General features: G+C 71.9%; 9 protein-coding genes. 8 read left to right on the top strand and 1 reads right to left on the bottom strand.

Going from position 1 to position 13,809, the window contains the following annotated elements:
- Positions 1-122: 122 nt before the first annotated feature.
- The 8 genes from ACHFIV_RS10340 (at position 123) to ACHFIV_RS10375 (ending at position 12,637) form a co-directional block, all read left to right on the top strand.
- Positions 123-1,130 (top strand): LacI family DNA-binding transcriptional regulator, encoded by a 1,008-nt coding sequence (locus ACHFIV_RS10340; RefSeq protein WP_398965842.1) that lies wholly within the window; start codon positions 123-125, stop codon positions 1,128-1,130.
- A 181-nt stretch (positions 1,131-1,311) separates the two neighbouring features.
- Complete coding sequence (locus ACHFIV_RS10345) at positions 1,312-2,811, top strand: VMAP-C domain-containing protein (RefSeq protein WP_398965844.1); 1,500 nt, start codon at positions 1,312-1,314, stop codon at positions 2,809-2,811.
- Complete coding sequence (locus ACHFIV_RS10350) at positions 2,808-3,860, top strand: AAA family ATPase (RefSeq protein WP_398965846.1); 1,053 nt, start codon at positions 2,808-2,810, stop codon at positions 3,858-3,860. Before ACHFIV_RS10345 ends, ACHFIV_RS10350 begins: the two co-directional genes overlap by 4 nt.
- On the top strand, positions 3,860-8,197 hold the full coding sequence (fxsT, locus tag ACHFIV_RS10355) for an FxSxx-COOH system tetratricopeptide repeat protein (RefSeq protein ID WP_398965849.1): 4,338 nt from the start codon (positions 3,860-3,862) through the stop codon (positions 8,195-8,197). Before ACHFIV_RS10350 ends, fxsT begins: the two co-directional genes overlap by 1 nt.
- Positions 8,198-8,286: 89 nt before the next feature.
- Positions 8,287-9,453 carry a hypothetical protein gene (locus ACHFIV_RS10360; protein ID WP_398965852.1) on the top strand — a complete coding sequence of 389 codons (1,167 nt, stop codon included), beginning with the start codon at positions 8,287-8,289 and terminating at the stop codon, positions 9,451-9,453.
- Entirely contained in the window at positions 9,450-10,535 is a 1,086-nt protein-coding gene (locus ACHFIV_RS10365; RefSeq protein ID WP_398965855.1) for an effector-associated domain 2-containing protein, read from the top strand. Before ACHFIV_RS10360 ends, ACHFIV_RS10365 begins: the two co-directional genes overlap by 4 nt.
- Before the next feature lie 99 nt (positions 10,536-10,634).
- Positions 10,635-10,826 (top strand): aldo/keto reductase, encoded by a 192-nt coding sequence (locus ACHFIV_RS10370; RefSeq protein WP_398965858.1) that lies wholly within the window; start codon positions 10,635-10,637, stop codon positions 10,824-10,826.
- A gap of 20 nt (positions 10,827-10,846) precedes the next feature.
- The gene (locus tag ACHFIV_RS10375) at positions 10,847-12,637 is read left to right on the top strand and encodes an aKG-HExxH-type peptide beta-hydroxylase (RefSeq protein WP_398965860.1); all 1,791 of its coding nucleotides are present in this window, start codon (positions 10,847-10,849) and stop codon (positions 12,635-12,637) included.
- A 443-nt stretch (positions 12,638-13,080) separates the two neighbouring features.
- On the opposite strand, the gene ACHFIV_RS10380 is transcribed toward ACHFIV_RS10375, so the two are convergent.
- On the bottom strand, positions 13,081-13,788 hold the full coding sequence (locus ACHFIV_RS10380; protein ID WP_398965863.1) for a GH12 family glycosyl hydrolase domain-containing protein: 708 nt from the start codon (positions 13,786-13,788) through the stop codon (positions 13,081-13,083).
- Positions 13,789-13,809: the final 21 nt, after the last annotated feature.

The raw sequence follows: 13,809 nt of genomic DNA on the forward strand, positions 1-13,809 counted from the left end.
TGAGCGAGTCTAGGCTCCACGGTGTCTGTGCATGTCAGAGTGCGAAGGGGAGCACAGCAAGGCGCTGTCGAAGCGCTTCACCCGCTCTCCCTTGCGGTCACCATCTGTAGGGGAGAAGCCGAATGGTCACGCTTGCCGAGGTAGCCCAGCACGCCGGAGTCTCCGCGAGCACGGTGAGCTACGTCCTCAGCGGCAAGCGGTCGATCTCGGCCTCCACCCGGGAACGGGTGGAGAACAGTATCCAGCAGCTGGGCTACCACCCCAACGCAGGTGCCCGGGCCCTCGCGAGCAGCCGGTCCAACATCATCGCGCTCATGGTGCCGCTGCGCACGGACATGTACGTGCCGGTGATGATGGAGATCGCGATCGCCGTCGCCACCGGCGCCCGCACCCACGGTTACGACGTCCTGCTGCTCACCGGCGAGGAAGGGCCGGCGGCCGTCCGGCGGATCGCCGGGAGTTCGATGGCGGACGCGATGATCCTGATGGACGTCGAGCTGCACGACGAACGGCTTCCGCTGCTCCGCGACTCGGGCCGGACCGCCGTCCTCATCGGCCTGCCGGCCGACACCTCCGGGCTGACCTGTGTGGACCTCGACTTCGAGGCCACCGGCGCGCTCTGCGTGGACCACCTGGCCGGCCTCGGACACCGCGAGGTCGCGGTGATCGGCGAAGCGGCCGCCGTCTACGAGCGGCACACCGGCTTCGCCGAACGGACCGTGGACGGCATCCGGGCCAAGGCGCAGGAGGCGGGGATGCGGATCCTGCACCGTCCCTGCGAGGGCGGATACGCCGCCATGGCCGGCACGCTCGGCCGGATCTTCGACGAACGGCCGGGCACGACCGGATTCATCGTCCAGAACGAGGCCGCCGTCGAGCCCCTGCTCAACCTGCTCCAGCAGCAGGGGCGCGCCGTGCCGGAGGACGTGTCCGTCGTCGCCGTCTGCCCCGAGCAGGTGGCCACCCAGGCCTCGGTCCGGCTCACCTCCGTGGCCATCCCGGCGCAGGAGATGGGGCGTCGCGCGGTGGAGCAGGTGGTGGCGAAGCTCGCCGGGCGGGGCACGGACGAGGTGGAGCTGCTGGAGCCCGTACTGACGGTACGTGCGAGTACGGGGCCTGCCCCGGTCTGAGCGGCTTGGAACCGAATCACTCGTACGGGTGGTATGCGCTGTCGCGCGTTGACGCCGGGGCGGTACGTACGGGCTGCGGGAGGCCAACGGGGCCTGGAATCAGCCTGGTTGCTGAAGATCCCGCGTGATAACTTCGCGATCGGTCATACAGGCGGTACCGGCTCGACGGGGGTGGTCGGTGGTGGTGAACGGGCTGCTCGGACCGGGGGAGCCGGATGAGGCCAGGGCGCGACTCGTCGGAGGGCTCGTCAACTTCCTGTGCGTACAGGACTTCGTGACGGACCGCGACCAGTGCGCCCAGTTCATCGCCTTCGTCGCGGAGCAGCTCGGCGCGGAGATCAACTACCCGCGGACCAATCCCCGGGCCGACATGCTGTCCTTCGCCAGGGAACTGCTGAAATACGACAAGGGCCTCGCGGCGCTGACCTTCAGCGTGGGGATCATCGCGGGACCCGACTGCGCGCGCCAGCTGATGAGGATCGCGGAGACCGCGCGGACCGATGAACAAGTCGTGGCCGCCTCATCGGAGTTCACCGACAGGGAGGTGCGGGAGGCGCATCGGCTGCTCGGCGACGCGTGGCGCGTCGGCGAGGCCCGTGTACATGCCGTGCTCGACCACGAGCTGGGGGCCGGGGCACCGTACGGCCGCACACCGGCGGCACTCTTCGACCACCTGTGCGGCGTCAACACCCAGGCCGACGGTCTTCCTCCGGCGCTGGTGCTCGTCGAGGCCGTGGCGTCCTTGGCGCAGCCGGCGTCCCGGGAGGCGCTCAGGGACTGGTCGGACGCATGGGCCCGCGGAGTCGGTGCGGACGTCGTGCGGGCGCTCGAGGAGCGCAGGCGCACGATCGCGGCCCGGCCGCCCGCCGATCCCCAGGTGTCCCGTTGTCTCGTCGTCATGGTGGAGCCCGCGGACGACAGTTCGGCTGATGTCTACGTACGCCATTGGGTCAACGCGTCGCCCGGATACTGGGAGCCTGTGGCCGGGGACATCGAGCGCGTGAGCATGGACACCCTGGCGGGAGCGGTGGAACGCGCGCTCAGCCGGGGTGCCTCACGCTGGGCGGATGTCGGGGAGAGCGAGAACGATCCACCGATCGAAGTGGAATTCGTCCTGCCGTTCCAGTACCTGAATCACGACATGGCCCGCATCGAGCTGGGTACGCGCTCACGTGTCCCGGTGCCGATCGGTCTTCGCTACCATGTCCATCTGCGGAGCCTCGAGCGCATGAGGGCCCGCGACCCTGCGGAGCTCGGCCGGTGGCGGGCCCGCTGGACGCAGTTCAAGAAGGTGGGCGTGGCGGAGGCCCACCGGTGGCACGGGGAACAGGGCGACCGTCTGGAACGCTGGCGTGCCGGCCTCGCGGCGAACCCGCGTCTGACCGCGGTCATACTCGACGTTCCCGCACTGCCCGGCCACGGTCTCGACGCTCTGATCATCGCCATCGAGCAGGGGGTCGGTGTGGCAGCCTGGGACCGCAGGGCGGACAGTCCGGATCTGGCCGGACAGGTGCTCACCCTGCTGCTCGCCCACCCGCCCTCGCAACTGCCGTCGAAAGTCAGTCAGATCCGCAAGGAGGCGGAGGAGTTGGGTCGCGACAGCCTCTCCGTGGGTAAGCACATGGCGTTCTTCTGGGACGACCCGTACCGCCTGGTCGACTGCGAGGAGTTGACAGCATGACCGAGCAGGTCTCGGCAGCGCAGTCCGTCACCCCACCGCCCTGGAGGGTGTTCCACGCGACGGGGCGTCCCCCCGCCGGCGGCCCGCCCGGCCTGCCTCAGCCACCGCCCTGGCGGGTGTTCGCCGGGAGTCCGCTGCAACAGGGTCCCCCGGACGACGCGCAGTCGGCGCTGCGCCGGCTCGGCACCGTGCAGGAGGGCCCGCAGTTACGCGAGGAGGAGATCAACGCGGTCAACGCCGCACTCCTGCTGCGCCGCCCCCTGCTGATCACGGGCCCGCCCGGAGTCGGCAAGTCCACCCTCGCCTATCTGATCGCTCAGGAACTCGGGCTCGGCAGGGTGCTGCCGTGGAGCATCGTCAGCCGCACCACACTGCGCGGCGGGCTGTACGAGTACGACGCCATCGGCAGGGCCCAGGCCATCGCCGCATGGCGTGCCGGAGGGACGCCGGAGGCGGAGGGCGAGAGGGGAGGAGCTCCCGATCTCGGGGACTTCGTCACCCTCGGCCCGCTGGGGACGGCCCTGCTGGCCCACGAGCGCCCCAGGGTCCTGCTCGTCGACGAGCTGGACAAGAGCGACATCGACCTGCCCAACGACCTGCTCCACGTCCTGGAGAACGGCAGCTACGAGATCCCGGAGCTGGTGCGCGCCGGCGCGGCCGAGGTGTCCGTCTTCACCGATGACCCCCGGGGCAGAGCCGTCATCCAGGCCGGCCGGGTCGAGTGCGCGGAGTTCCCCGTCGTCGTGATCACGAGCAACGGCGAGCGCGAGTTCCCGGCCGCCTTCAGGCGCCGCTGTCTTCCGCTGGAGATGCGCCCGCCGAGCCGCGAGCAGCTCGTCTCCATCGTCATCAGTCATCTGGGACGCCGCCCCGAGGGCGTCGAGGCCCTCGTGGACGACTTCGTCAGGCGCCTGGACGGCGGAGGGACCCAGTCCGTCGATCAGTTGCTGAACGCCGTGCAGCTCACCACGGCGCATGGATTCCGGGCCGACAGCGACGGGCGCAAGCTGATCGAGATGCTCCTCCGCGACCTCTCGAAGGGCCGCTGATGAACGGCTCGCCAAGAGAGCGCGCCCCGGACGCGGCCCTCGCGCCGGGCGACTCCGCCGTCCACGAGACGGACGGCGGAGTGAGCTGGCAGGACCTCGCCGACGCCGTATGGCTCGCGGCGGCCTGGCGCCGGGCGGGCCGCGACGCGGACGGGGAGACGGGCCGGGGCCCCGCGCCCTTACCCGGCGACGTGGGGAGCGGGCTTCCCGAGGTCGCGGCTCCACCCTCCGTCCAGGGCGGAGCACAGGACGCCGTGGCCGCCGTGAGCCACCCGGATGTCGAGCTGCTGGACGTCGGCCTGGCCGACGCGCTCGCCCTGAGGCACGGCCCGCCCGACACCGTCCTGCCGGAGGAGGTGCGCCCCGTACGGCGTGGGGTGCCTCTGCCGTTGGCCAAGGCCCTGCGCGGACTGGGCCGGCGTGTCCCCTCGCGGCACGAAAGCCGGCTCGACGAGGCACGCACCGCCGAGAACGGCGTGATCGACGGGCTGTGGATCCCCTATCTCGACCCGGTCCAGGAACGCGCGTTCGATCTGATGCTGCTCGTCGACACCGCGCCCACCATGCCCGTGTGGGAGGACTCCTTACGTCAGCTGTCGGACGAAGCCGTGCGCAGCGGGGCCTTCCGGGACGTCCGTACGGTCGACGTGTCGCTGCCCGGTGGGGCGGCGCCCGTCCTGCGCTGGCCCGGTAACCGGCGCGCCGATCCCGCGGAGCTGCTGGACGGCCGCGGCTCGCGACTGTTCCTCGTGGTGACCGACGGACTGGCTCCGGGCTGGGCCGAGGGCGGCGCCGACGAACTGCTGGGGCGGCTCTCCTCGTCCGGGCCGACGGCACTCGTCCACCTGCTGCCGCCGTATCTGCGCCACCGCTCCTCGGTCTACCCGTTCCGGGCCCGGCTCGACGCCGCCGGATTCGGCGCGCTGAACCGCCACTTCCTCTGCCATCCGCCCCAGGGGGTGCCCGAACACGCCCACCACCTGCCCGACACGGGTGACGGCTCCGTGCCGGTGCCGGTTCTCAGCCTGCGCCCCGGTTCGTTCCGTGCCTGGGCGGACCTGGTCACCGGCGAACGTGGCGTGCGGCGGACGCTGCCCGTGGTGCTGGCCGGTGCGATGGCCAAGGGTGTGGCCGCGGCCGGACTCCGGGCACCGAGGATCGACGGCCCCCGCGCGGCGGCGGACGCGGTGCGCAGGTTCGTCGCGCTGGCCAGTCCGCTCGCCCGGCACCTCGCCGTCCTGCTGGCGGTCGCCCCGCTGCGGTTCGACGTCATCGAGGAGCTGCGGGCGCGCGCCTTCCCCGAGTCCCGTCCCGAGCACCTGGCCGAAGTGATGATGGGCGGCCTCATCGACTGGGAGCGGGACGGCGAGGACGGCCCCGACTTCGCCGACGGCATCCGCGAGGCGTTGCTGGCCACCGGCAACCGCACCCAACTCGCCCGCGCGGTGGGGCTTCTGGCCGAGTCGCGGACCGGCCGGACCCAAGGCGTGCGGCTACGCGCGGCGCTGCGCGACCCGGCGCAGGCGGCACTTCCGGACAGCGGGGCCGGACCGGCGTGGCCGCGCATCGAACTGGCCGTGCTGCGGGCCCTGGGCGGCTTGCCGTACCGGCGGCGCGCGGCGCGTGTGCACGGCGAGCTGCTGCACGGCGCGGGAGCGTCTGCGGGGGTGTCAAGAGATGATAAAGAGGCATCTGATGTGAATGAGCATGGCCCCGCTTCCCCGTCGCATTCGACGGTCCCACCAGGAGGATCTGTGTCGCCCACGACACCACCCGTAGACACCGAGCCGGATGCCCGGAGGGCCGACGAGCGTACGCCCACCACGGCTCCGGAACTACGGTTCGTCCGCACGGGCCAGCCCAAGATCATGGGCAACGTGCCACCGAAGAACCCGAACTTCACCGGACGGGAAAGCCTTCTGGACGCCGTGGAGCGGCAGTTGCGGGAGGACGAGACCACCGCCGTCCTGCCGCACGCGCTCCACGGCATGGGCGGTGTCGGCAAGTCGCAGATCGCCGTGGAGTACGTGTACCGCCACAGCGGTGAGTTCAACGTCATCTGGTGGATCCCCTCGGAACAGGAGAACCTGATCCTGGGCGCCCTGGCCGACCTGGCCCGCAGCCTCGGCCTGGAAGTGGGACCGCAGGCCAACGCCGCGGTGCCCGCCGTGCGCGAGGCGCTCCGCACGGGCAAGCCGTTCGACAACTGGCTGCTGGTCTTCGACAACGCCGAGGACATCGAGGCCGTCCGGTCGTACTTCCCGAACGGAGGGCCCGGGAAGATCATCGTCACCTCCCGCAACCGCGAGTGGGAACGCGTCGCCACGCCCCTCAGCGTCGACGTGTTCGACCGGGAGGAGAGCGTCGCGCTGCTGCAGCGCCGCGCCCGCGGCCTCAGCTTCCGTGACGCCGACCGGCTCGCCGCGGCGCTCGGTGACCTGCCTCTCGCGGTGGAGCAGGCGGGTGCCTGGCACGCGGCCACCGGTATGCCGGTCGACGAGTACCTCAGCCTGCTGGAGGAGCGACGACCCGAGATCCTCGAACTCGACCCGTCCCCCGACTACCCGCTGCCGGTCGCCGCGGTCTGGGACATCTCCCTGGGCCGTCTCTCGCAGGACAATCCGGCGGCACGCCAACTCCTGGAGATCTGCGCCTGCATGGCGCCGGAACCCATCCCCCTCAACCTCTTCAGGGGCGGACGCAACGTCGAGGTCACCCCCGAGCTCGACCCGGTCCTGCGCGATCCCCTGCTCCTGGCCCGCGCTACCCGGGACCTCAGCAAGCTGTCGCTCGTGAGGCTGGACCACAAGACCGCCACCCTGCAGATGCACCGGCTCATGCAGAACGTGATCGTGGCGAGGATGGACCCGGGGGAACGGGCCAGGATGACGCGGGCGGCCCACCTGCTGCTGACGACGGCCAAGCCGGGCGCGCCGGCCTCCCCCGACCAGTGGCCCGCCTACCAGGCGATCCTCCCGCACGTGATCGCGTCCGGGGCGGTGGAGAGCTCCGACGCGTGGGTCCGTGACCTCGTCTACGACATGGTGTTCTTCCTCTACTACTGGGGGGCGCACGAATCGGGTGCCGCTCAGGCCCGGCTGGCCTGGTCGGCGTGGCGCGCCCAGTCCGGTGACGAGGACCTGCACGTCATCCGGATCACCAAGCTCCTCGGGTTCTACCTGCGGCTGCTCGGGCGGCCCGACGAGGGCGTCGTGCACAACGAGCGCGCGCTGGCCATCTCGCGCGGTGCCGACATCCCCGACGAGGAACTCATCGACTCCATGTGGCAGATGGCCGGTGCGCTGCGGCACCGGGGGGAGTTCCAGCAGGCACGCGGTCTGGCTGAGGAGGCGTTCACCCGGGCGAGCGATCTGTTCGGGCCCGAGGACCCCACGACCCTGAGTGCGGCGCACGACTACTGCGTGACACTGCGGCTGAACGGGCGCTTCGGAGCCGCCCGGGAGATCGACGAGGAGACCGCGCGACAGCGGGAGCTCCTCTACGGTCCGGCGAGCGGACTCACCCTCAACACGCTCAGCGCCCTGTCCAGCGACATCCGGGAGGCGGGCGACTACCTCGGCGCGCGCGCCCTGCAGGAGTCCAACTACCTCACCTACGTGACCCATTTCGGTGAGACCAACGCGTCGACCATCCGCGCCGCCCTCAACCTCGCCGTGTGCCGGCGCAGGGCGGGCGTGGTGGAGGGCGGCGCGGCACTCGCCGAGCTGACCCTGGAGCGGTTCACCACACGCTACGGCCTGAACAACACCGACGCGCTGGGCGCCGCGATCCACACCATGGTCGAACGCCGGCTGAACGGCGACCTCGCGGGCTCCCTGGAGCTGGGCGAGCAGACGCTCGCCGCCTACCGCAAGGTGCTTCGCGAGCATCACCCGTACACGCAGTTCGCGAAGGTGAACCTGGGGGCGACCCTGCGGGCCCAGGGTGACGTCGACAGGGCCGAGGCGCTGGACACCGAGGCGCTGCGGGCGCTGGAGACCTCTCTGGGGGCCTCGCACATCAACACGCTCGTCACGGGGATGTGCAAGGCCAACGACCACTACGCGCGGCTTGACTTCGCGCAGGCCAAGGACGCGGACGCGGCCGTCCTGCCGAAGCTCGCCGAGACCGCGGGGGCCGCCCACCCGCTGGCCCTCGCCTGCACCGCCAACCTCTCCCTGGACCAGCGCGGACTGGGGGACACGCAGGAGGCGGACCGGCTCAACTCCCAGGCAGTGGAGGGTCTCGCCCGGGTGCTCGGTGCGAACCACCCCTGGCACACCGCGGCCAGGCTCCACCAGCGCATCGAATTCGACGTCACACCGCTGCCGATGTGACGCCCCGGAGCACGACCGGACGACCGTCGGTCCGTCCACCGCCCTCGGGCGGTGGACGGACCGCAGCGACAAGCAACGGGGGCGTACGTATGACCACGGTGGTCTTCATCCACGGCACCGGCGTGCGCGAGCCTCATCTGACCGCCCTGCTCGCACGGATCACGGCGGGCCTTGCGTCGACGGCTCCCGGCGCACGCCTGGCGGCGTACGACTGGGGCGGGCGGTTCGGGGCGACGCTTGCCGCAGGCGGTGCGAGCATTCCGGCCGGGCCCGAGGCCGGGTGGGGCCGGAGCACCGGCGGTCCCGAGGACAGCGACGAGGCGGAGGAGTGGGCCCGGCTGTACGCGGACCCCACGGCCGAACTCGCCCTCGCGTCGGCCGGAGCGTCCCCACGCGCGACACCACCAGGTGCGGCCTTTCCGGACGAACGTCCGAGGACGCTCCTCCGCCGGCTCGCCGTGGAGGGGGATCCCCGGGTGGCAGCGCTCGGCCCCGGGCTGAGGGAGGCGGCGGCCGCTCTCGCCCGCAGCCCCCTCCTCCGCCCGGCCGCCGAGGCACTGGACCGGGAGGACCTGGCCTGGATGCTGGCCCGGGCACTGACCGCCATGGTCGTCGCCGCGGACGTCGCGGCCGACAACCCGGTGCAGAGCGGCGGTGACACCAGGGACGCGGCTGTCACCGCGCTCGCCGAGCACCTGGGCGCAGCGCCGGCCGGCACGGGCCGCGGCCCACTGCTGCGGATGGCGGGGAGGCCGCTCGTGCGCCTCGGCAGCCGCTACGCCGTGCGCCGTCGCCGGGCACTCACCGACGCCGCGCACCCGGCGGCCGGCGACATACTCAAGTACCTGGCCAGGGGTGAGGACCTGCGTCAGGGACTGCGGGACCTCGTGGCGGCCCTGGAACCCCCGGTCGTGCTTCTCGGGCACAGCCTCGGCGGCATCATCGCGCTCGACACCCTCATATCCGGCTCCCAGCCAGGAGTCGCGCTCCTCGTGACCGTCGGCTCGCAGGGCCCCTTCCTGTACGAGACGGGCGCCCTGCCCTCGCTCGCCCATCCGGACCCCCTGCCCGGTCACGTCCCCCCGTGGCTGAATCTCCACGACCGGCGCGACCTTCTCGGCTACGCGGCCGAACCCCTCTTCCCCGGCCGGGCCCGTGACGTCGCCACGGACAGCCGGCAGCCCTTCCCCGTGGCGCACAGTGCCTACTGGACCGACCCCGGCGTCTACCGCGCGATCGGGGAGCGGCTGCCGTGAGCCGCCGAGCCGTCCCGCCCGACCGCGTCTTCGCCCTCGTCGTCGGAATCGAGCAGTACGCCGCCGGCTCCGGCTGGGACCTTCCGGGACCCGCCCGGGACGCCCTGCGCTTCCGCGACTGGCTGAGGGCCCGGGGAGTCCCGGACAGCCAGATCCAGCTCCACCTCGCGCCGCTGCCCGGCAGTGTCCCCGGGGTTCCGTTCCGCCCGGCCGACCACGACTCGCTGAGGCGCGCCTTCATCGAGGACATCCCGGACCGCGGGGACGAGGCGCTGTGGGTCTGGTGGGGCGGCCACGGCGTGCTGGACGCGGACGACAACACACGGCTCCACACCTGCGACGCCACGTCGGCGGACCGGCGCAACATCGACCTCGAGTCCGCCCTCGCCCGGCTGAGAAGTGACGTGACCCCCGGTCACGGTGTCCAGATGTGGATGGTCGACACGTGCCGCACCTTCGACGAGGCGCACCACTTCCCGCAGTCGCTGCCCACGGAGCGCTTTCCCACCGGCGCACGGGTCGCCGAGCACGAGCAGATACTGATGTTCGCGGCAGGCCGCGGACAGCGGGCCGGCAACGATCCGGAGCGCCGGCTCGGTGTGTTCTCGGACATCGTCCTGGACGCGCTTTCGGACGAACTGCTGCCTGACCCCCAGACCCTCTTCGGGACCGTGAAGGCGCGGATGGACGCTCTGCGGGCAGCGGGCCCGACCGGCCAGGACTCCGGACTGAGGCTGGAGAGCCCGCAGCACACGTTCATCAGGCGGCCGGCCCCGGCGCCTGCGCCCGTGGCACCCCTGGGGCGGCTGATCGACGCACTGATGGCGTATCCACTGATGAACGACCGTGACGAGCGGCAGACCCTGGTCAACGAGCTGCCCTCGGCCGTCGTCGCCAGGATGCCGAGACACCCGTTGCCCCGCACGGACGTGATCGGAATCGTGCGCACCCTCAGAAGACGGCCCGACGGGCTGCGGCACCTGTACGCCGCAGTGACACTGCTCGACGACGACCCCGACCGCGCCGCCGGACTCAGCTCAGCGGTCGATGACGTACTGGCCGGCCCGGGGCCGGGAATGTGATCGGCTGGCGTGATCACACGGGTTTCGGGAAGCGGTCTCAGTCGTCATGATGGAGTAAACGGTGGCATCCTGTGCCACCGCTCGCGAAGGGGGAGCGCGTTGTACCAGCCGGTACTCGCCGTCGGCACACCTGATCACCTCGAGTCCGACCTCATGGATCTGGCCGATGTCGGCGTCGCCGATCTGCGCCGCCTCCCGGCTCCCCACGCGGGGCCCCGGCTCCTCGCCGAACTGCGGCGTGCGCGGAGCAACGCCATGGGAGGCGGAGGCGAACCGGGAAGGGCGGAATAGCCCGCCGCGACGAGCCGTCCATGACAGGGAGCGATGTGTACGAGCCGATCCGTATGCCCGGCCCACTGTTCGACGAGGTCGCCGCCGGAGGCGGTTCGCCCGAGGCCGTCGCGTTCCTGGTGCGCGGCGAACGTACGCGACGTCTCCTGCTGCTGCGCGAGCTCCTCGATCTCCTCGACGCGGACCCCGGCGTTCTCGGCCCCCTCGACGCGCGGACGGTCTGGCCCACGCTGGAGTCCGCCGCGGCCCGGGCCCCGCAGCCGGTCGAGACGCTCCTGCTGAGCCCTCAGGTCGGCAGCTGGCTCGCCCACACACTGCGCAGGCTGCACGGGACGGCCTCGGGACCACCCCTGTGGGCCGATGCCGGACAGATCGCCGCCGTGGCGGCGGCAGCCGCCGTGCGCGCCGGCACGGACGCCGGACTCCTCCTGCCGGCCCGGGGGACGTCCGTCAGCATCCCGGCGCTGGGCATGGTCCGGCTGCCCGGCCCGGACGACGGCGCCTACCGTGCCGTACACGCGTCGGTGTCCGGGGGCCGCCTCGTCGTCGGCACCGCGCACGGGCGGAGCGTCTCCGTGCGCCCGCTCACCGAGCCGGAGTCGGCCCACTGGCTGCCCGTGCACCGGCTGGAGACGGTTCCGGGGGCGGAGCCCGTCCAGCTCGACGACCTCGACCCCTACCGCGACCTGGACGAGCCGATAGCCCCCGACCGGCTGCCGCCCGGGGAACTGCGCGCGTGGCAGCGCCTGTTCGCGGACGCCGTGGCCATCCTGCGACGCGGCGGCGGCACCGGTCCCGGCAGTCTGCGGCCCGAGGAGATCAGCCGCATCGTGCCCTGGCACGCCAAGGAGAGCGGCACCGGGCTCCCCGTGCCGGCGGAGGGGCTCAGCGCCTCCACGGGTGACGCCTTCGCCTCCATGGTGATCGCCCGGCCCACGGACGGCCTCGCCCTGGCGGAGACCCTCGTCCACGAATTCCAGCACAGCAAGCTCGGCGCGCTGCTCCACCTCTTCCCGCTGCTCGACGACGACCGGTCCGAGCTCCACTACGCGCCCTGGCGCGCCGATCCCCGCCATCTGCCGGGTCTTCTCCACGGTGCGTACGCCTTCGTCGGCGTCACCGGCTTCTGGCGGGAGCGGACCGGGGACACCGGCGCACAGCGGGCCGGACGGGCCTCGTACCTGTTCGCGCTGCTCCGGCTCCAGACGCGTATGGTCCTGCGCACCCTGGCGACCCGCGCCCGGCTGACCGGGCCCGGACTGCGGCTCGTCGCCCGGCTGACCGCCACCGTCGACGGCTGGCTGAGGGAGCCGCTGGAGCCCTCGGCCGTGGTCAGGGCGCGGGCGTCGGCCATGAGCCACCGGGTGGAGTGGCGGCTCCGCAACCTTCGCTGTGCCGAGGACGACAAGGACACCCTCGTCAAGGCGCTGCGGTCCGGCGCCGCGCCCGTACGGGGCGGTGAGCCGCTGGTGGCGCCCGACCCCGGCCGCCGGTACTGGCGGGACGACCGTGCCCGCCTCTACCAGGAGCGGGAGTTCGAGGCCGGACGGTCGCCGACAGCCGATGAGATGCTCGTCGCGGGCGACGCGGAAGGGGCTCGTGCCGCCTACACCGCACAGCTGCGCGGCCCCGGGCCGTCCGACCCTCACGCACTGTCCGGCTGGCTGCTGGCGCACGCGGCTCTGCACCCTCGCGACCGGCGTCTGCTCGCCCGTCCCGAACGGTTCGCGGCGCTGCTGGACGCGTCCTCCCCCGAACACTGGACGCGCACCGCCCACTGGCTGGCCGCCAACGGCGCCGTCGTGCGCTGACGGAGAACGGGCCGGGGAGAGACCGGTACGGCGGTCGGCGCCCAGGACGATCATGGTTCCTGCGTGGTGATCCCCGAGTTCGGGTGATGCGAGGCGGTCCGAGGGCTCAGCTCCGGTAGCCGTGGAGAAAGACGTGGATACCGGCCGCGATCCTGTCGTCGATGTCCTCCTGTGCGGGCGCGCCGGAGCCTGGGCGGGAGGGGGCCGTAGCTGAGATCAGCGGCATGAGGTGGACGGGGAGTCATGCCGGATCGACTGCTGGGCAGGACCGGACTCCGTGTCTCCGAACTGTTCCTGGGCGCCTCCGACACGCCGTCGGCGATCACGTCCGCTCACCGGCGGGCCAGTTCCTCGGGTGACCCGCGCCAGGCGCCTGCGCGAGCCCACCGGTACCGGGCCCGGAGAACGGGCCGGGGGCGTCCCCGGCCCGTCCCCCCACGGGGTCAGCTCGACGAGACGTCGAACCCGTTGGTGGTGAAGTCCAGGCCGCCGGACGACGAGGTGATCTCGTAGCCGAACTGGACGTCCCCGATGGTCTCGTTGCCCCACCATCCCTTGGTGTCCTTGATCCACTTCAGGATCGGCAAGATGTCCACGGAGCCGGAGGAGGAGTCGGAGGTCCGCAGGAACGAGAAGACCTCGTTGGCGCCGTTGTCACCCTTGTAGACGGCCCAGGTGTGGCCCCCGAGGCTGACCGTGCCCTGGGACGTGCCGAGGGGGCCGACCGCGCCGTTGTGGTTCACCCAGAGCATGACCTCGTAGTCGTAGTCCGTGTCCCAGATGTCGTACGACGTGTTGTACGCGCCCGACGACGGCACGGTCACGTTGTACCGGCTGGTCAGCGACGAGAGCGACGTGATCGGCTTGTTGACGATCTTCTTGGCGTTCGGGTACGACTTGATGCCGCCGGTGTTCGGGTGGTTCGCCGTCACGCCCCAGTTGCTCGACGAGTTGGCCCAGATGGTCTGGGTGCCCGCTCCGGAGCCCCAGATGTTGTTGTAGAGGATGTAGCCGTCGGACGTGGTGTGGTTGCCCCACTGCTCCGACGAGGTCCAGATCGCGGCGTGGGCGGGAGCCGCCGCGAAGCCGATCAGCGCGGCCACGGCTGCCGCGGGGGCCAGCAGCAGCCTGGTCAGGGTGGATCGTGCCATGGGTGTTCCTTCCATGTGGGG

This window comes from Streptomyces sp. ALB3, assembly GCF_044385685.1.
Classification (GTDB): Bacteria; Actinomycetota; Actinomycetes; order Streptomycetales; family Streptomycetaceae; genus Streptomyces.